Here is an 18,805-nt window from a genome sequence, read left to right on the forward strand (position 1 = left end):
CTAGGCCGTGAACTCATAAACGCATCAGCGGATGGTCGTCGGGCCGTCCGGTAGGGAAGTGAGGTAATCTGCGATTGCACACGCTGTGGTGGCAGCGGCGTCGGGGTCTACGACCGATAATCCCATATGATCGGATGCGATTCCGACTAGGTACGTTGTTGCTTCGTCTTTCGAGCTATCGTGGCAGAGCATGCTGACGACGTGCAGCAGATAGCTATCATATTCGTCGGCGCATCCTTCGCCACAAGTGCCGTGCTCATCTGCCAATCCGATCGGATCCCAAAGCTTCCAACCGATGTCGCGCAAACGGGAGAGCTGTATTTTCGGGTATAGCGCCATGCCGGAATCCTAACATCGCAAGCGGCACTCGACCATCTGCCCTTTCCATTTCGCCCGTTTGCTGATTCAGCGTCGGCATGAGCCGATATGATCTGACCGACTTCGAGTGGCGTGTGATCGAACCGCTTCTGCCCAACAAACCGCGAGGGGTGCCACGTGTCGATGACCGCCGCGTGTTGAACGGCATCTTCTGGGTACTGCGATCAGGTGCGCCGTGGCGTGACCTGCCTGAACGCTATGGTCCGCGAACTACCTGCTACAACCGATTTATACGATGGCGGAAGGCGGGCGTATGGGACCGGATGATGGACGCCATCACTGCCGCCCACGACGGCGACCTTCAGATGATCGACAGCACATCAATCCGGGCGCACCAGCAGGCTGCGACGGCAAAAAGGGGGATCGAGATCATTGTCTCGGTCGCTCCAGAGGTGGGCTCACGACCAAAATCCACGCGGTCGTCGATGGGCAAGGTCTCCCGATCCGACTGAGCCTTACCGCTGGACAAAGCCATGACGGCCAAGCCGCTGACGATCTGCTAAGCCATGTAGGTGCCGAAGCAGTCGTGCTGGCGGACAAGGCCTACGATGCGGATCGCATCCGGGCGTCTCTCCGCGAGAAAGGAGCGTTCGCCAATATCCCGCCAAAGGCCAACCGACGGTCGAAACCGTACTTTAGCACTTGGCTCTACCGCGAGCGCAACCTGATCGAACGCTTCTTCTCCAAGTTGAAGCACTTCCGCCGAGTTGCCACCCGATACGACAAGCTGGCCGAGAACTTCCTCGCAATGGTCCAACTTGCCTCAATGCGCCTGTGGCTACGGATTTATGAGTCTACGGCCTAGCCGGCTGAAATACCTGGAAAATGTTAAGTCAAATTATCGGCTTCGGGCCAGAACGTCAGAGATCGTGCAGATTAGAAGTAGAAGTTACAGAAAGAAGCCCAAGATCGCAACCCATTCTTCCTCATCCAGCGGGGTCGAGGCATGCAGGCCCTGATACAAAAAAAGATCGGCACCTTGCCCCTTAAGACGCGCTCTTAAACTTCAAAGCTAATTTAACGAGCCTCTGGTACGATCCCCCCGCGAGCAGGACCTGCAAACCGACACGCGCTGCGTGGCGTGGACTGTATGCTCCCTTTGCCGCAGCCTTGGCGTACAACCGCAAGCCAGTCATCGTCTGTCCGCCTTCAGCATACGCTTTTGCAGATCGCCAGCCCCGAAAGCCCGCGTATGCCTTGCGGGTCAGAAGATGGCGGTTCTCCTCGGCCCAACGATCTCTTATCGCCCCTCGGGAGGCGGAAGAAATCCTCTTTCCGGTTTGCACATCGTCCCAGACAGCCCCAGGGTTAGGATTGTAAACGAGGTCGACGCCCGCTGCATCTAAGCGCAGTGCATAATCGACGTCCTGCCCATATGGCAGCCAGTCAAGGTATTGCACGGATTTAGCGGCCTGGCTTGGCAGCACAAGGGTGCTAGTTTGGACAAAGCCAGCGTCACAGCACAAGTATTCGCTCAATGGTTCGCCGCTTTTTGGGCCACGCGGAGGCTTGAGGAAGGTGCTTCCATTTCCCCGATCAACAATTACCCTTGAGAAGTACGCACTCTTTGTTCCCTTGAGTCGATTGTATGCGACTGAAAGGTGATGCGGCAGGAAGCGATCGTCGGAATCCAATAACGCGATCCATTTACCACGAGCGAGAGAGATGCCCAGATTTCGGGCTACGTTTGCTCCTTGATTATCCTGTCTGGTGTATCTTACGCGCGGATCGTTCAATTGCCGTACAACGGCTTCCGGATCATCGGATGAGCCATCATCAACAACGATGATCTCAAAATCTTGAAGGGTCTGATCAAAGACAGACTGAAGCGCGGCAAGAAGGGTGTTTGCCCGATTGTAGACCGGAATCACGACGGAGATTAGGGGCAGTGCTTCTGACATGTATCGCTTCCATTAGCTGGCCCGGACGAGCCGTAAGACATCCAAGCATCCGGAGTGTATAGGCCGAGCTCGATTGCTGTCCGCTATGCGCGGCGCAGAACCGCTCCTTAATGGCTCCACCCGTCGCCGCATACCGTTCTTACCACGGCAGTGCGGCGCAAGCGGCTCGCCAAACGTTGCCTACAGTCCTATTCTACCCAAGTTACGGGGCTATCACCCAACAATGCAAGAGCTGGAGCGACCCAAATTGGCGGCTACTAAAAAATCCTATACCAAGTTAGCCTTAATGATCTTGCTGGTCGGGTTGATAAGTCTGGAAATTGGCGTATTTACAGGTGGTTCGCTGAACATCGGCAACGTACTTATGGTAATGTCGTGCCTAATGGCTGCGCTATTGATTTATATTTCACCTAGAATAGGAGCGGGTAAGAGGTTCTATCTTATTGGCCCTGACTATGTTTACATTACTTATTTGGCGTGGTGCGCGTTAAGTGCTCTCTGGTCTCTGGATCCGATCGGAACTCTAACGCAAACAATCTACCTTGGCGCCCTTTGGCTTGGTTGTAGTGCTGTAGGAATGCAGGCAAGTCCAAGCATGGCAGCGAACTATTTGCTTCGAGCGGCTGTTGTGATCGCGCTGGCTTCCTTTGCGATGATTCCGGTGAGTTCGCAGTTAGCCTTCCAGCCATTCTCATCCACCGGGCTTCCGGAGCTGCGGGGAGTGTTCGCGCACCAGCTCCGGCTGGGTGCATTCATGTCAGTGTGTGTAGCTTTCATTATGATCGGAGTACTGGATGGCTCCTCCCGATCTCTGGTGGGTCAGAACGCAGCCACTCGGTGGGCTATGTTCCTCATTCTGTTTATATGCATGGTAGCTGCGCTCGCGAGATCATACACTGCCTATATGCTTCTTGCTCTGCCGATCAGTATCCTTCTGTCGCGCAGAGGATGGATACGGTGGACCACTATTGTGCTGGTCGGCGCAATGGTGACCTTTATCATGATCTATGCCGATCAGATCGTGGGCTTGCTGGGCGACGAGGGAGGGGATGTTACCCTCAGTGGTCGAACTCGTGTTTGGGAGGTCACGATGAGCGCCTATGAGGAAGGACCGGCTCTACGGGGGATGGGGTATGCCACGTTCAATCTTCCCGCCTTTGACAGCATGTGGAACTACTATCGTCCGCCACACCCCCACAATTCTTTCATCGCCGCCCTGTTCGAGACCGGTTTGATTGGTGCGGTCCTAACCGCTGTCTTTATACTGTCACAAATCGTAACGGTAGTTAGAAGTGCGAACATGCGTCGCGCGACCTCCCTTGGCCTATTCCTGATCATCATGACATTTCTCGCAAGCCTTACAGGCGTTAATTACGCCGGCAAGCCCTCGACACTCTTCGGCTTAACTATGCTCTTTGTTGCTATTGAAGGACGGCTTGTGGGCTCGGTCAATTCCGTCATTCGCAAGCAGCGTTCAGGTGCGCGTCGCGCGTCAAAGCTGCAGTCTGTTCTTCCGGCGGCTCCTTCTTCATCGGAGGTCACTCGCTGAAGCATGATCTCGGCCAAGCCGCGGGATATCATGGGGTGAACCGCCGCGCCGGCCGCCACAGCTTGCGCTTGGCGGCGACGTCGTGCCGGTCCTGCTCGGTGGTGTGCAGGGGCCTTTTCAAACGACGGCCAAAGCGAGGCACCGAGTTAGGCTGTGTTGACATAGTGGATCCCAAGAGGCGTGATCTCTGATTCGAGACTGCATTTTGGAGGCGGTCTTGTATCGAGGCTTGTCGGACGAGGAATGGGCGATCATCAGCGTGCTGCCGCCTTCCGAGCGGGGTGCAAGGCCGGCCGGCGCGCGACAACCGGCGGGTCCTGAGCGGCATGCTGCATGTGCTGCGGGGTTGGTCGCCCCTGGCGCGACATGCACGAGCGCTACGGCCCGTGGAATTCAGTCTATGTCCGCTTACGGCGCCGGGCCGAGCAGGGTGTATGGGACGCGATGCTCGCCACCTTGGTAGATTTGGGGCTGACCGACGACTGGCAGCACATGATCGACAGCACCATCGTTCGGGGCCACTCTCAGGCAGCAGGCGCTAAAGGGGGACCTGCAAGGAGGGCTTTGGCCGAAGCCGCGGCGGCTTCACGAGCAAGATCCACGTCCGCTGTGACGGTCAGGGACGCCCTCTTGGCTTCGTCCTGACAAGCGGCGAAGTGTCGGATTATAAGGCTGTGCCGACCCTGCTCGACATGCGTGTCACCAAGCCAAAGGCTCTGCTCGCTGACAAGGGCTATGACAGCGACCGCGTACGCGGAAGCTTGCTCTGGCGAGGCATCCTGCCGATCATCCACCCAGGGCAAACCGCCGAGAGGCAGCAGTTTGGGACTTCAGACGCTATCTTGATCGCAACCAAGTCGAGCGCTTGTTCAACCGGCTTAAGCAATCCCGCCGCATCGCTACCGGTACGACAAAGTCGCCTTATCCTTCCTCGGCTTTCTATCCCTCGCTGCAGCCAAGCTATGGTTACGAGACTATGTCAACAGGGCCCAGGGCGCCCGGGCTGATCTGCGCGGGCGCTCGGTCAGCAGTCAGGATTGTAACGGTCCGAGCGTGATCCTGGCGCGCGAACGCATGTGCGGCGCTAGCGCAAGCTCCTTTTCCCGGAGCCAGAGCGTTTTCCCGATGGCCGTTGATATCCTGCGGCGCAGAAGAAGTTGGCGTGTCCGCCAGGATGGAAGTGATCGAGCAGGCTGCCAATGCGCTTGACGAGTGCGTCGACGGTTCGCGCTGGCTCCTGACGCAGTAGCGCCTTGGAGCTGGAGAACGCCGTGTCGATCGGGTTCATGTCAGGCTGTAAGGCGGCAGGTAGAGGATATCAGCGTGGGGTGCGTTGATCGCTTCGCTTGAGGGCCGGTGCGAGGACGAGCTGGACGCGGCGCGGAAGGCATCGCCATCCCAGCGCGATCGAGCACCCAAGGCGGGGTAGTTCCGGAGAGGCACAGCCCTGCCACGAAGGTCCTCGCGTCCCAACGGCCGAATGGCGCTTTGTCGCGACAACACTCCCCAACCGAGGCCGGCCACAGAGCCGCGCCATGTCGTGCGCACCCGGTTTCGTTGAGAAACACGAGACTTCCAGGGGCAAGGAAAAGGCTATGCTGCTCTCCACAGGCTGCGACTTGCCGCGCATCTGCTGAGTTTAGCGCCGTGCTCGGCGTGTTGCCAGCCTGTGCGTTCGCCAAGGTAATCCCCGGCCGCGAGCGCATGTGCGCCGTCACCGCCCGTTCCCGTTCGCCTGACCGCTTGCGAGGCGGGTAACCGCCCTTCGGGTTGCTTCCTGCATCACCGCCATACGGCGCCGGATCAGCGCCTTGTAGAGGTACGCGATCCTCACCTCGAACGTTGCCGCCGCCGCGCCCACTGCCGTGCCGCCGTAAGCCCCCGGTCGCGAAAGTCCTGCCATTACCTCTGCTAACCCATCGTGCCGCCTTGATGGCAATGTATGACCCACACGATCAGCGCGAACGAAGTACCCTCAGCGATACCGCTCAACCTGAGGTCGCTCTAGGTGGCCCACCTAAAAAGCAGTGAGCAGTTGCTGCCCGTCAGCAGCTAACCCGAGGTTGGTATCTCAAATTCTCTACGCGTCTAGCTTGCTGGCTCGCTCTTTCGCACGCGCTGGCGTCGGAGGCGCGTCACAACTGTGTTGAGCTTAACGCGAGGCATCACGTCTCTCCAGCGCAAACCGAAGTAGGCCCTCGATACGACAATGTAGCCTAGAAGCGTTGTAGTTTGGCCAGCGACAAGTGCCATTGCCGCGCCGACCGCGCCGAAGCGAGGGGCGAGCAGGGAGCAGGCGAACAGATTAACGCAAGAACCGACCACTGCTACCGAGGCGCTAATCCAAGGCTTGCCCATGCCGGAAACGACACTGTTCATGACACGCGCCGCCGCAACGGGTGCGAGACCCAAGCTGAGAACGACGAGGGCGCTCTCGGCTTCAGCATAGAGTGGGCCAAGTACAAGAGTTACGACGAATGGAGCTGCAATCGCGAGAGAGACGCCAAGGACTAGAAACATAATAAACAAACCACATGCGGTTCGTGCCGCTGAACCAAATGCGCTGCGTTGATCTTCAGCCCTGGCTGTCTCAGAGAAGAGCACCACCGCTGCTGCGGAGGCAACATCAAGAAAGATCTCGCTCGCTCGCTGCGCGGCAAAAAACTGCCCGGTCTGGTGCGCAGCATCTATTCCGTTAAGGAAAAACAACCCGATCCGGCCCTGAATCGAAATTAAGAATAAAGAAATGGCATATATGAAGCCCATCCTCATCATCGGCCACGTAACGGACAACCTGATTCGGTTGCTTGTGGATCCTCGGTAAACCCGCCACGCCAGCCAAGGCAGAAATATGAGGACTCCCGCCGCGAAGCTTACAAGAGCGCTCTTTAGGTCCAAAGATCCGGTCAAGAGCAGGGCAATAACAAGGGCCGCTTGAAGCAAGCGAGGTCCGGTGTCGGCTAGAGCAAACTCGCCCGTTAAGCCCCGACCAAGCAAAACACCTTGCCATAGGGAAATCAGGAGGATTGCGGCTACGGCAAGCCAGCATGCTGCCGTCGACACAGGGTCCAAAGACAGAAACTGCTCGGCGTTAGCGTTCAGAAGGATGAGGCAGCATGCTACCGCAAGAAACGGCCACGCGACGAGGACCGTCGATGCCGCTTCGCCATACTCTATCTGATTGCGACCGACCATCTGCGCGGAAGCTTGGCGCAAGCCGACGTGTCCAATGACCCCGGTCAGGAATATGGCTGACGTCAGGACCCCATAGGTGCCAAAACCTTCGGGCGAAAGTTCTCGAGCGAGTATAACGAAGAAGACCAGCTGCAACGCCCTGGTAAGAAGGCGCGATCCGATGACGACCATCGTCTTGGATGCAAGTCTTGTCACTGCCCCTCCGCTTCCGTTCCATCACGGCCGATTTGCCGTCGCTTGCTGCACTGCAAACAAGCGCTTGGCTACCATATGCATCATTGCCGTGCTAACGATTTGATCATCGAGTGCGTCGTTCGTGCGAATCCTGCGCGAAATGAAGCCGCAACGCGCATGAATATACTAGGAGAGCGCCAAAAGTATGGCAAAAGATCGAGTATCCTTTTTGAGGCTCAGTACTCAGTTCGAGAACGTGGGTGATGCTTTGATCAACCGTGGACTCGTTCAGAACATACTTACTCATTCATCTCTTGTAGTTGATGTCTCGAGTGCTCCCTCTGAATTTGTCGAAGAGGTCCTTGCCGGCACAGATAAGTCAAAGGTGCATGTTGTTCAAAAAGGGGGGTATGCTGCACTCGCAAAGGCGGCATTGGCCAAACGCGCGGCGGGGAAGGAGTGCTACTTCTTCCTGCTTCCCGCAGGCTACACCGGCGAAAAGAATCGGAAGGCCGCAGCCAACTATGCTGCGATTACGACCCTTATGCGTGCACTGCGCATGGCTGGCGTCAAGCTGGTGCACCTTGGCCCATCCTACGGGGCCCTAGGTAGGCGGTATGCCTCCCTACTGCGTTCACGTGTCAGGCACTTGGACATGCATTTGGTAAGAGATGAGCAAAGCCGCAAACTGCTTCAGAGCTTGGATGTTCGATGCGACGGGATCGTTCCAGATATGTCCTTCTCATTCGAGCATACCTTTGTCCCGCGGGAGGTGGCCAGCGATATAGCTTTTTCCTTTAGGACCGATCGGAACAGCGATGCTGATCAGGCGCGCACTCGGCTTCTGATAGAGAACGTGCTTGGGCAAAGGCCTGAAAGTACGTCCATCCGGTTGGTGGCTCAGGTACGTCGAGATGCTGCTTTTATGCAGCAGCTTGCCCGCGAATTATCAGATACCCGACGCGCTCCAGTGGCATACCTGGAACCGCGTACCATCAGTTCCACATTCGAGGCTTATGAAGGCGTAGGAGAGGTCTTCTCGAACAGGCTTCATGCACTGCTCATGGCTGCACACGTGGGCGCAGCCCCGGTGGCATATGTAGAGCCTAAGGCGGATGCGAAAATAGTTGGGATGTTTCAGGATCTGGGCTTAGACCGGAACCTAGTTACGGAGCACGATTCTGTGATTGCATCTGAATTCTCTACTTTGGATTCTTTGTCGATTAGTCGAAGGCGTGACCTCATCTGCGAAGCTTTCAAGCGCGTATACAGATGATAAGCAGCAGAGCCGCCGTCCTGTTAGCCTTTGCCATTTTCGTGCTAGTGCCGCTCGATGCCTATGCTGCACCGGAGAGCTGCCGAGATTCAGCATTGATACCGTCCGATCTCAACATAGCTGTGCGCTACAAGGCAAGCGACCCGACTCAGTCAGAGCTCGATCCCGACAAGGTACGGGAGCAAGCAGCCGTAAGAAGGCGTATAGAACGCCCGGTGGGCCGCATCGTGGCGATGGCAGACCGGTACCGCCACGCCAGAAATGTTGCTACCAAGAGGCGCTTGCAAGAGTGCCTTGCCCTATCATTTGAATCGTTAGCTTCTGCTCGCTCGCTTGAGGGTGTAAAGAGTAAAGCTGCCGCATACTACCGCAATTGGATGATCACTGCCCTCGCTATTTCTTATCTCAAGGCTGAGCTGCCTTCGGCTTCACAGTTACAATCCGAAAGTATCAGGTCCTGGTTTGAGCGTCACGCGATCGGCATCCAAGCCTTTGAGCGAGATCGCGTGCAGAGCAAGCACATCGACAATCATGTCTATTGGAGTGGTGCTGCGCTCGCTGCAGTCGGGAGAGTATTGGGCAGAGCAGACCTCAAAAGCGAGGCCAATGATATACTTGCCCTGGGAGCCAGCCAAGTGCGCGAGGATGGGACGCTTGCCAGTGAGAGTAACCGCGGGACTCGTGCGCGACACTATCATTTGTTTGCTGCAGCGCCCTTGGCGACGATCATACTCCTTCAGGAAGTGCCGACTTCAGCGGTTACGAGGCGCCAACTTCATCGGCTAGCTTCGTCGATCATACAGTCGACCGATGATGAGCGCGACAGCTCCATCGCGAAGCGAGCTGGAGCGCCGCAGCAAGCTGAAACTACACCCTTTCTCTATCCACTCTTGCATGTTTTCGCATTTGGAGACAGTTCTATTTCTGAAAGAGTCGAGACCCTTGCCAAAGGCGTTAACATGAGGTCTTTCTTTTTAGGCGGGGAGTTGAGCTTTTTGCTTTCCCGGCTGGATCCAAATAACCCGTTACAATGAGATCACTTCCCTCGAGACTGCGCGCGGTAGGAAGCCTTGTTTCGGGGTCTGACCTTTGCATTTGGGTCAGAAACATGGTGGGACTTGAAAGATTATTGACTGGGGTAGTCGGAAGGCTTCCCAGACAATTGAAGCTCTGATTCAGGACGTGCGGGGGGGCTGCATTGCACGGCTCATCCGGCGCCGCCGCGTTGACCCGCTTGCTGGCTCAGCAAAGTACCATCGATAGTTGAGCGCCTCGAGGAACCGGTGACGTCTGCGGGCCTGAGATGATTCACTGCCTGAGCGCGACCGCGGAGGCGGAGGTGGCAGGGCAGCCGTCTCTCTTTGGTTTTTCGGATCGCCACGTGGCGCTGGGCGCAGCGGGCGAACCTTGGAGCAGTTTGCGGTACTCGACGCACCGACGGTATGGCTGTTCCGTGAACGCTGGTGAAGGTTAAGGCGGGCTACAAGCTCTTCACCCGCTTCGATGCCGCGCTCACCGACTAAAAGTATATCGCCATGGTTGGCCAGATCATCGGCTCCTCCATTGTGCCAGCGCTCAAGCAGGGGAACCCAGTAGGAGAAGGGCACCGACACGAAAGGCCGGTATCCCGAAACGCTGGAAGCACGAGCCTGCCAAGCTCTGGCAGAAGGAATGCGACGCGGGCTGGAGTGTCAACTCACCAATACAGCGCCACCTCAAGGCGCTAAAGCCGGTCGACTTCGCCGTCCTCACGTGGCGCCGTAAGTTCCGCGAGGCGAGCGTTGAGCATGCACGGCGAGCTTGCAAAGACTGATCGCTGAGTCGGTGGTCGACGATCTTCGCCGGGCTGCGGCTCTCAGGCATAACACATGGATCGTAGGCCCGTATCCGACGGCTTCGATCAATGCACGCCGCTGCGCGTCCTGGAGGGGCGACCGCTTGCCCGGAGCCTAGCCGTCAGCAACCCGCGAAGCGAGCGGGCATTGAAGCTGATCAGCTAGTCGGAGACGATGTGCAGGATGCCCCCATTCTCACCGCGCCGCTCGCGCTGCCACCATCGTAAATCTGAGGACAATGCCAGCAATCGTCAGCCCTGCGGGGCAAAATTCAAATGGCAGAGTCGCTCTATATCTACAGCCAATAGGCATCATGGATCACGTCGATCACATCTATTCCGAGTTCTGGAACTTCGGAAAGACCCTGTATCATGGCGCACTCGTGCATGGTGGCTAGCGCTCCGGGGAGTTTATGCAGGGTGTACCCGATTTGCTCATCTGACGTCAGGAAGACCGCAATATCTCTTCGAAAGCGCTCCGCACGGGGCGCTAGGTCTAAGCGCGCCGCTTCATTAGGGGCAGCGGTGCGGGCAAGTTGAACGATGTCAAAATCAAGACAATAGGGGACCTTTTCCATGAAAGGCTCCCTCTGGAGGTGCTTCTTTGCGCTGTCGAACAAGGCGTTGCTCGCAACGTAAGGTTTATTCACCGCATGGAAAACCCACAGGATATGGACTACGCCGCCGATCTCGCCAATGTCAGGGTCGTGGCGTAGTCGGTATGCCGCCTTGAAGAGTTGCTGCAATAGCTCTGATTTGTAGGGCTTTAGCAATCCCGAGCGCTGAGCAAGCAACCGCTCGCTTGAACTTTGCAAGACCTTGTCCACCAATGATCTCGAGATCATCGTGTTCTGTCCTGACTCTGCGATTTGCAGCAGAATGGACGGGATCCCGCCGATCCAGTGGCTGACACGCCAGATGTGGTGTGTCCACGCCTTCGGCCAGCGGGGCAGGAAATGTTCGTCGATCAGCCGTTCAAGCTGCCACCCTTTGAAAAGCGCCGGCAACATCGCAGCTTTACCTGTGATCTGAAGAAGCCTAGCTCCGCCAAGAAGGTAAGCCGTGAGATGAGCGTTAGCTCCCTTTTCCGCTACAGCGTTGCCGCCGGCGCGTCCATAGAGTTGCGCATGCGCAAGCATGGTCTGATAATGCTCTGCGGCCTCAGCCTGTAGCTGCTGCGTCACTCCAAGTAGGTGCGCAGAGTAGATGATGTCCGCATGGTCTTGCAGGGCCACATCCTCAGCGCCGACTGTCGGTCCTGAGGTGAACCAAAATTCGTAGCCTGCCGGTGAAGTTCTCTTGATCAGGTCGAGGCAACGCTGCGCCATCAATGTAGCATCGATGCCGGAGGTCAGGTGTACGCTGGGGGCCGGCTGCGCGTCTTGTAAGAGAGCCATCGTGAATTCCCCTTGCCGAGCGAGTTTCGCAGATGCAGCATATCTCCTCCATTCCGGACGAGGTCAAGCACCCGGGCTTTGCCTCGCGGAGGTTGCACTCTAAAAGAGTGCGGTCGGCAGGTCCTCAGCACACCCCTCACGCGTCTTTTTATTCCTGCTCTGCCCCCAACACTGGGGGCGGACATCGTACCCTTTTTTTGTCGTTTTCGCTTACCCTCGGCCTGCTTGCGACTGTGCCCCACTGCAAGTCGGACGTCGCAGCGACCTAGACACCGTGACGAATTTCGTCCACTTGTGAGGTTACGTACTCCTCGGCGATTGCGGTGGCCTTCAGGCGGTCGCCCATCGAGCGGTTCTCTCCCTCAAAGATGCTCGTGCCTTAGAAGAGTTGCAAAAGAGGTTGCAGTGCAGTATGGCATAGCGAATTGCGAAAATGGGCCCAACGCCTGTTGACTTCTAATAACTAGATTGTTGCGATAATCCACGCCGCTAACAGTTGTAAGAGGTTTGCGTATCTCTGTTTGCGAACGACATTCTACAATTTTGTGGCACAACAAGGTTGTGTCACTTCCGCGTCATGGCGCTTGTGGAATATCAGCGTGATTGCCTTTGAGGTGATTGTAAAACATGAATGGCTTGCATGTCGCACATGACTGACTTCGAGCGGCTTTCCGCATCTGCCCAGATCCTTCCCGAACGAGTGCTCGTCGGCGGACTGCCAACTGTACGCGCGTCACGTAAAGAGCTTGCTGCAATGATGGTGGCAGATTGCCAGTTGGCTAGGGACGCGGGGGGTAGCTGGCTCCCTAAGCTAGTCTTCTCATCCAACGGCCAAGGTGTCGCTTTGGCGGGGATGGACGACGCGTTCAGGGACGTCATGCTCGAAGCATCGTGGATCCATGCTGATGGGCAATCGGTCGTCTTTGCCAGCAAGATGACTGCGGCGCCTCTCCCGGAACGTATCGCCACGACCGACTTTTTCCACGACGCAGCGCGCGCTGCGATCGAAGGCGGCCTGTCGTTTTACATCTTTGGCGGATCGGAAAACCAAAACCGCAATGCGGTAGAGCGTATCCGTGTCCTCTATCCCGAGCTCAAAATCGTGGGACGGCGGAACGGCTATTTCGATCCGGCCGAGAACAACGAGATTTGCCAGGATATTCGTGAGAGCGGAGCCGATGTTCTCTGGGTTGGGCTTGGTAAGCCGCGACAGGAGGAATGGTGCGTCCGCAATCGCGACCAACTGCGGGGCATCGGTTGGGTGAAGACCTGCGGAGGACTTTACGCATTTCTCTCTGGAGAAGCGCCGCGCGCGCCCGATTGGATGCAGAGTCTTGGTCTGGAATGGCTGTTTCGGGCTATGAGGGATCCCAAGAGGCTGCTCTGGCGCTATCTCACCACAAACCCTTATTCGATCTACAGGCTGATACGGTACACCAACGCCAAGTCGATATAGCGCTTTAAATTTGCGAAGGGCGAACTTGGCAGCTGGGAAGTTGTGAGTAGGGCACGCTTGGCTAAGCGCATAATGCTAGTTGTGCTGAATTGCCCTGGTCCCCGGCTGCACATCGTCTTGAATATTCAGCACTGCCGATAGAGCATTTGGTCAACAGTCAGTCAGCGCCTTGAAGCGCAGGTCGTTGATCCTGCAACCGAGGGCCGATGCATCAGTTCCTTCAACGGGTAGCACTCGTTAGCTGCATCTCGGATGATGCACGGGCAGGCATCAAGCCAAATCTCCCGGCGAAGCAAATTGGAGCGCGGGCCAAGACCGCAGGTATAATTCGTAATCGGTGAGTGCGTGGTTGGTGACTGACCCGTTCGGCGGGAGCGACGGCGACATATGAAAGTTGGCGCCGCGGAGGCATCTAGAACGCATCCTAGCGCCGTTTTCTAGACTGCGGCCATCCTCAGCAAGGTCGGTGAGCGATCCGTCTCCGCCTTCCGGACCTCTGTCCGCGCCATCGACATCTTCCACCGGCCGAAGTGCAAACTACTTCAGCTCTTGCGTGTGCAACTTGGCTGGATGGGAGTTCTATCCCACACTGCAGGGCTGGATCACGTGCATGGGCCCGCTAGGCAGCAAGCGTATCGAGGCTCACAGAAGCACGGCGAAGGTATAAAGGCGTCGCTCAATACCCGAAGTTGCCCGGACGCAGTCAGATAGACAGCATCAGCCTTATCTGTCGCTGGACGCAAGCGTTGTGCGGTCAGACTGCATGTAGGGAATGGGGTTTACGGCCTGGCCATCGACGCGCACTTCGTAGTGGAGGTGCGGCCCGGTCGAGCGACCGGTGCTGCCGACGTAGCCGATCACGTCACCTTTGCGAACTTGCTGACCCTCGGCCACGTTGAGCCGGGACATGTGACCATAGCGCGTTTCGAGGTCGTTGCCGTGCTTGATCTGCACGTAAAGGCCGTAGCCACCGAACCAGGATGCCTTGCCAATGAGGCCGTCAGCTGTGGCGTAGATCGGCGTGCCGACCGGCGCGGCAAGATCAATACCCTTGTGTGCGCGCATGCCGCCAACCACAGGGTGATTGCGCATACCGAAGCTGCTGGTCAGCTTGATACCCTCAAGCGGCGTACGCGAAGGGATCGAAAGGGGGCCGGTGATTCCGGCCGCTGCGCGAGCTGCAGCCGACAGTGGCGACTTGCCGGAAGAGGCGGCAAGTGCCGCGTGGCCGGTCTCCTCAAAATTCTGCCACGAGCTGAACAGAGTACGGAACTGCTCATCCTCACCACCGCTGGCGCTCTTTTCGGCGCCCTGAGCTGCCCGCAATGGGGCGGCAATGTCAGTGTTGGCGGAATTGGCAAGAGCCGGCTGTGCGGCGAAGAGCAGGGAAGCCGCAGCTACGACGCCTGAAACCAAACGCGAACCAGCGGAGAAATGCGTTACGACCACTCGCAATACCTTGTTATCCGCCGACGCGACCACGCACGGCGTGTTTTTCAGGTCCGCTCAGCCGGGGGCTGGCGGTCGGTTGTTGGAGATGGTCGGAACCCCCCGCCGTCTCACGAGTTAAGTTTTAGAGGGGAAGAAGTTACCGGAACAACCCCGTGGTACCATTCGCGCGGTAAACCGGCTGACCGACGCGCTGAGTCGTTGAACGGTGGTTTCAGGGTTCCCCGAAAGTACTCCGAAAGCAAAGATTTCCATAGGGATTGCGGAGATAGCCGCAGTTTATCGGCCACAGCGACGAAATGCGTCACTCCTGCGCGAACGTGGCGGATTTCATCGTCAAGGATTCGTTCAAGGAGCCGGGCTCCCCTTTCGTCACCCGAATCGCGCACGCGCGCCACGGCAGATGGGGTCACGTCGAGGGCCCTTGCCTCCAGCACCATCGGGACGATCGCCAGGCGCGCAGCTAGGTCATGGCGTGTCTCGTAGGCGGCGTCCCACAATCCCCTGTGGGCGGGCAGGGCGCCGTAGAAGCTCCCCATGGTGCGCAGGTGTCGCTCGATGAGCGCAAAGTGCATCGCCTCGTCCGCGGCGACTGCCATGAAGTCGCTCACGAACTCCAAGCTCATATCACCGCCAAAGCGCCCCGCCATGTCGAGCGCGAGGTCAATTGCCACGAACTCTATATGCGCGAGGGCGTGCCACAGCGCGACCCGCCCTCGGTCCGACTGCGCTTTCCCGCGCTTGGGCATGCGGTTAGGCGGCAGCAACTCCGGAGCTGCAGGTCGGCCGGGGCTCTCGGGCATCTCGGCATCGAATGTCGCGGCAAGCCGGCCCAGCCGCCATTCGCGCGCGACATGCCGGGCGCCCATCACTTTTTTGCGCGGATCGGGCGTGAGCAGAACCTCCCGAATGGCTGTGGCGACAGACTGCACGATCAGAGGCTTTGCGCCGCCTCGAGCACAGCTTGGGCGTGCCCTTTCACCTTCACCTTGTCCCATACCTTGGCAATGCTGCCATCGCCGGCAACCAGATACGTCGTCCTCACCATGCCCATGTAAGTCCGTCCGTAATTCTGCTTCTCGGTCCAGATGCCGAGGGCGTCGGAAAGACCGTGTTCCGCGGCATCGCTGGCAAGCGGAACAGCCAGATCATGTTTGGCGATGAACTTGGCGTGCCTGGCCGGAGGGTCCTTGCTCACGCCGAGCACGGCGACACCGGCTTCCTCGAACTTCGGTTTCAGCGCGGTGAAGTCGATATTCTCGGTCGTGCAGCCGGGCGTGTCGTCCTTGGGATAGAAGAACACGACGAGGGGCTTTCCAGCAAAATCGGAAGGTTTCACGCTGCCACCCTCGGGGGTTTCCAGAGCGATGTCGGGGAAAGCGTCGCCGACGCCAGGTTTGGTGCCCATCAGGTGATCTCCAGCTCGATGCCGAACGCGTCTTTCCAGGCCGCACCAACGATGGCGCGCGCTTGGACCAACTCGGCCATGATCTCGCTCCATTCGCCGCAAGCACAGGCGCGCGCAAGGGCTTCCCGCGTAGCGTCCGATGGGATCTGCGAATCCGGCGTCAGCAACCGCGCTGCCACCAGAAACCGTGTGAGCGTGGATTGCGCATTGGCGAGTTCGGGCCGGAGAAGCCCAGCCTCGGTCAGCGCAGCGACAGCGGCGCCGAGATCGGGAGCGAAGGCGGCGCCATTGCGCAGCTGCAAGTAGTGGATGATGAACTCGAGATCGACGAGCCCTCCGCGCGCCAGCTTCACGTCCAACGGCCCTTTGGCGGGCTTATGCGCCGCCATCGTTGCGCGCATCTCCAGCACTTCGATCCGAAGTTTCTCGACATCGCGTGGTGCGCTGAGGACTTGGCGAACTGCCATGTCCACCTCGTCGCGCGCCGTTTCCGACCCATAAACCGGACGCGAGCGGGCAAGCGCCATGTGCTCCCATGTCCAGGCTTGTTCGCGTTGATACCGCTCAAAGCTGTCGAGACTCGCTGCGGGCGGTCCTTGGCTTCCCGACGGCCGCAGCCGCGTATCCACTTCGAACAGCGCGCCTTCCGCCGTTGGCGCCGAGAGCGCAGCGATGATGCGCTGACTCAGCCGATTGTAATATCGGGTCGGTCCGATAGGCCGCCTGCCGTCCGACTCTCCGGCAACGTCGCCGGTGAACAGGAACACGACATCCAGGTCAGAGGCATGCGTCAGAACGCCGCCGCCGAAACGGCCGAGAGCCAGAATGACGAGCTCGGATCCGGGGATGCGGCCGTGCGTCTCCTCAAAATCAGCGCGCGCCGCCTTGGTCAGCACACACGTGGCCGCTTCGGCTATTCGCGCGAGACCGGCTCCGATAGCGATGGGGTCGGCGGTGCCGTCGATGAGTTGCACACCCAGTGCGAAGCGCCACTCTCCGACCTTACGGCGCACGGTGTCGAGGATGCGCTCATATCCGTCGTCCGCCTCGAACCGCGAGAACTCTTCGATCAGCTCTGGTACATCGCCGGGGAGCTCTAATGCACTGGCGTCAATCAGCGGGTCGAGAAGGTCGGCGCGGCGTGCGAGTGCATCGGCGAGCGGGGCCGCAAGGCTCAAGATGCGCGCGAGGCGTACAGTCAGGCCAGGCCGCGCTTCCAAAAGGCGAAACAGGTTGATGGCGCTGGGCAGATTGTCGAGCAACTGCTCCCAGCGGGCAAGGGCACGCTCGGGCTCCGGGGACACAGCGACTGCGGCAAGCAGATCGTCGCGGATAGCCTCGAACGCAGTGCGCGCCGCGTCAGATCGCAAGGCGCGCATCTGGCCTGAGGTCCAGCTCTCAATCCGTGCTGCTGTTGTTTCGGGGTTCGGCAAACCGAGCCGAACGAGTGTTTCTGGGAGCGTCTCGGCAGGGAGTGCGCCGGCGCTCGCCGTCGAGTCCTGCGTAGGGATGAGCGAATCGTATAGAGTGCCCACTTGCGACGTGATGGCTGCGACTTCCTCTATCAACGCGTCTCCGTCAGTCATCCCGTCGAGTTGGGCTACATTGTCGAGCGCATCGGCATTCAAAGGTAGTGCGTGCGTTTGCTGATCGCTGACCATCTGCAGGCGATGCTCTATTGTCCGGAGCCGGTCATAGCTTTCTCCCAGGAGGACGGCTTCCGCGCGCGGGATCAGGCTAGCATCGGCAAGAGCGTCGAGTGTCTCGCGTGTTCCGCGCAGCCGCAGGGCCGGGTTGCGGCCACCGTGGATGAGCTGGTGAACTTGCGCGTAGAATTCGATTTCGCGGATGCCGCCACGGCCCTTCTTGAGGTCGAATCCGGGGCCTGCCTCGGGCTTGCCGCGGGCGCTGGCACGGATTTGCGCCGTCAGGCGGCCAATCTCGTCGATCGCGCCGAAATCCAGGCTGCGACGCCAGATGAAGGGCCGGATTGCCGCCAGGAAGTCGTCGCCTGCCGCGATATCTCCTGCACAGGCGCGCGCCCGAATGAAAGCGGCCCTTTCCCATGAGAGTGCGGAGGTTTCATAGTGAGTAAGCGCGGCGTCGATCGAGATGGCCAGCGGGCTGACTTCCGATGCAGGACGGAGCCGCAGGTCGACGCGGAAGACGTAGCCCTCCGCGTCGACGGTCGACAACGTCTCGACGACCGCGCGGGCCACTCGCTGGGCAGCCTCACCAGGCTCGTCGCGCTCTCGGCGCGGCAGCAGCGCGGGGTCGTAAAGGAGGATGGGATCGATATCAGAACTGTAGTTCAGCTCGCGCGCGCCATGCTTGCCCAGCGTCAGGGCGAGAAAGCCCGCTGGCTGCGCAGCCGGATCGAAGTCCGGCGCGCGGCGGCGAATGCCGGCGGCGATAGCGGTGTCGAGAGCATGGTCGGCGAAGTCCGACAAGGCGCGCGTTACGGTCAGAAGCGGGAAGGCGCCTGCAAGGTCGCCGATCGCCAGAGCAAGAGCCAGCGCCTGCTTCTGGCGTCGCAAGGCCGTCCCTGCCTCGGAAGCGCTCTCGCCGGCTGCCTGAGCCCACGCCAGCGCCGCGGGGCCATCGCCTGCCGCGAGCAGTTCGGTTAGTTCGGGAAGTCGGTCCAGCGCCCGCGCAAGGTAGGGGGAGTGCGCATGCGCGCGTGCCACTGCGCCGGTCCAATCAGCGCTGGGAAAGGGTGTCGCACTCATCCTGCCGATCATGGCCTCTGCTGCCCGCCGGAACAACCCTTCGAGGCCGCCGGCAGACT

General features: G+C 58.9%; 14 protein-coding genes and 1 pseudogene. 6 read left to right on the plus strand and 9 right to left on the minus strand.

Annotation, left to right across the window (positions count from 1 at the left end; genetic code table 11):
* Positions 1-24 precede the first annotated feature (24 nt).
* On the minus strand, positions 25-339 hold the full coding sequence (locus ABVV53_RS00795; RefSeq protein ID WP_353982419.1) for a hypothetical protein: 315 nt from the start codon (positions 337-339) through the stop codon (positions 25-27).
* A gap of 77 nt (positions 340-416) precedes the next feature.
* On the opposite strand from ABVV53_RS00795, the gene ABVV53_RS00800 reads away from it, so the two are divergent.
* Positions 417-1,183 (plus strand): IS5 family transposase gene (locus ABVV53_RS00800; RefSeq protein ID WP_353982420.1). Its coding sequence is split into 2 segments (ribosomal slippage): positions 417-729 and positions 729-1,183, totalling 768 coding nucleotides; the frame shifts between segments, so codons are not numbered across the junction.
* Between the two features lie 181 nt (positions 1,184-1,364).
* On the opposite strand, the gene ABVV53_RS00805 is transcribed toward ABVV53_RS00800, so the two are convergent.
* The gene (locus ABVV53_RS00805) at positions 1,365-2,279 is read right to left on the minus strand and encodes a glycosyltransferase (RefSeq protein WP_353982421.1); all 915 of its coding nucleotides are present in this window, start codon (positions 2,277-2,279) and stop codon (positions 1,365-1,367) included.
* A gap of 247 nt (positions 2,280-2,526) precedes the next feature.
* Here ABVV53_RS00805 and ABVV53_RS00810 point away from each other — a divergent pair, with 247 nt between their 5' ends.
* Both ABVV53_RS00810 and ABVV53_RS17265 read left to right on the plus strand, forming a co-directional pair.
* Entirely contained in the window at positions 2,527-3,828 is a 1,302-nt protein-coding gene (locus ABVV53_RS00810; RefSeq protein WP_353982422.1) for an O-antigen ligase family protein, read from the plus strand.
* A 217-nt stretch (positions 3,829-4,045) separates the two neighbouring features.
* Positions 4,046-4,812 (plus strand): annotated as a pseudogene (locus ABVV53_RS17265) (IS5 family transposase); the annotation flags it as partial.
* Positions 4,813-5,542: 730 nt separating this feature from the next.
* Here the strand turns inward: ABVV53_RS17265 and ABVV53_RS00825 are convergent.
* Entirely contained in the window at positions 5,543-5,731 is a 189-nt protein-coding gene (locus tag ABVV53_RS00825; protein ID WP_353982424.1) for a hypothetical protein, read from the minus strand.
* Between the two features lie 185 nt (positions 5,732-5,916).
* Positions 5,917-7,218 (minus strand): lipopolysaccharide biosynthesis protein, encoded by a 1,302-nt coding sequence (locus tag ABVV53_RS00830; protein WP_353982425.1) that lies wholly within the window; start codon positions 7,216-7,218, stop codon positions 5,917-5,919.
* A gap of 184 nt (positions 7,219-7,402) precedes the next feature.
* Here ABVV53_RS00830 and ABVV53_RS00835 point away from each other — a divergent pair, with 184 nt between their 5' ends.
* Positions 7,403-8,473 (plus strand): polysaccharide pyruvyl transferase family protein, encoded by a 1,071-nt coding sequence (locus ABVV53_RS00835; protein WP_353982426.1) that lies wholly within the window; start codon positions 7,403-7,405, stop codon positions 8,471-8,473.
* Entirely contained in the window at positions 8,470-9,507 is a 1,038-nt protein-coding gene (locus ABVV53_RS00840) for an alginate lyase family protein (RefSeq protein ID WP_353982427.1), read from the plus strand. Before ABVV53_RS00835 ends, ABVV53_RS00840 begins: the two co-directional genes overlap by 4 nt.
* Positions 9,508-10,603: 1,096 nt before the next feature.
* On the opposite strand, the gene ABVV53_RS00845 is transcribed toward ABVV53_RS00840, so the two are convergent.
* Positions 10,604-11,704, minus strand: a complete 1,101-nt coding sequence (locus ABVV53_RS00845) for a hypothetical protein (RefSeq protein ID WP_353982428.1) — start codon at positions 11,702-11,704, stop codon at positions 10,604-10,606.
* 640 nt (positions 11,705-12,344) lie between these two features.
* On the opposite strand from ABVV53_RS00845, the gene ABVV53_RS00850 reads away from it, so the two are divergent.
* Complete coding sequence (locus ABVV53_RS00850; RefSeq protein WP_353982429.1) at positions 12,345-13,160, plus strand: WecB/TagA/CpsF family glycosyltransferase; 816 nt, start codon at positions 12,345-12,347, stop codon at positions 13,158-13,160.
* A 723-nt stretch (positions 13,161-13,883) separates the two neighbouring features.
* Here ABVV53_RS00850 and ABVV53_RS00855 read toward each other — a convergent pair.
* The 4 genes from ABVV53_RS00855 to glnE form a co-directional block, all read right to left on the minus strand.
* Positions 13,884-14,609, minus strand: a complete 726-nt coding sequence (locus ABVV53_RS00855) for a M23 family metallopeptidase (protein ID WP_353982430.1) — start codon at positions 14,607-14,609, stop codon at positions 13,884-13,886.
* Positions 14,610-14,719: 110 nt separating this feature from the next.
* Positions 14,720-15,541, minus strand: a complete 822-nt coding sequence (locus ABVV53_RS00860) for a ferritin-like domain-containing protein (protein WP_419956724.1) — start codon at positions 15,539-15,541, stop codon at positions 14,720-14,722.
* Positions 15,542-15,543: 2 nt separating this feature from the next.
* The gene (locus ABVV53_RS00865; RefSeq protein WP_353982431.1) at positions 15,544-16,017 is read right to left on the minus strand and encodes a peroxiredoxin; all 474 of its coding nucleotides are present in this window, start codon (positions 16,015-16,017) and stop codon (positions 15,544-15,546) included.
* The gene (gene glnE, locus ABVV53_RS00870) at positions 16,017-18,746 is read right to left on the minus strand and encodes a bifunctional [glutamate--ammonia ligase]-adenylyl-L-tyrosine phosphorylase/[glutamate--ammonia-ligase] adenylyltransferase (RefSeq protein ID WP_353982432.1); all 2,730 of its coding nucleotides are present in this window, start codon (positions 18,744-18,746) and stop codon (positions 16,017-16,019) included. The genes ABVV53_RS00865 and glnE overlap by 1 nt, the downstream gene beginning before the upstream one ends.
* Between the last annotated feature and the right edge of the window lie 59 nt (positions 18,747-18,805).

Source organism: Novosphingobium kalidii (assembly GCF_040534015.1).
GTDB classification, from domain to species: domain Bacteria; phylum Pseudomonadota; class Alphaproteobacteria; order Sphingomonadales; family Sphingomonadaceae; genus Novosphingobium; species Novosphingobium kalidii.

Bases quoted from the DNA above. Each gene is read 5' to 3' on its own strand.
- ABVV53_RS00850 (WP_353982429.1), top strand. From the start codon at position 12,345: ATGTCGCACATGACTGACTTCGAGCGGCTTTCCGCATCTGCCCAGATC.
- ABVV53_RS00865 (WP_353982431.1), bottom strand. From the start codon at position 16,017: ATGGGCACCAAACCTGGCGTCGGCGACGCTTTCCCCGACATCGCTCTG.
- glnE (WP_353982432.1), bottom strand. From the start codon at position 18,746: ATGAGTGCGACACCCTTTCCCAGCGCTGATTGGACCGGCGCAGTGGCA.
- ABVV53_RS00795 (WP_353982419.1), bottom strand. From the start codon at position 339: ATGGCGCTATACCCGAAAATACAGCTCTCCCGTTTGCGCGACATCGGT.
- ABVV53_RS00840 (WP_353982427.1), top strand. From the start codon at position 8,470: ATGATAAGCAGCAGAGCCGCCGTCCTGTTAGCCTTTGCCATTTTCGTG.
- ABVV53_RS00805 (WP_353982421.1), bottom strand. From the start codon at position 2,279: ATGTCAGAAGCACTGCCCCTAATCTCCGTCGTGATTCCGGTCTACAAT.
- ABVV53_RS00825 (WP_353982424.1), bottom strand. From the start codon at position 5,731: ATGGCAGGACTTTCGCGACCGGGGGCTTACGGCGGCACGGCAGTGGGC.
- ABVV53_RS00845 (WP_353982428.1), bottom strand. From the start codon at position 11,704: ATGGCTCTCTTACAAGACGCGCAGCCGGCCCCCAGCGTACACCTGACC.
- ABVV53_RS00835 (WP_353982426.1), top strand. From the start codon at position 7,403: ATGGCAAAAGATCGAGTATCCTTTTTGAGGCTCAGTACTCAGTTCGAG.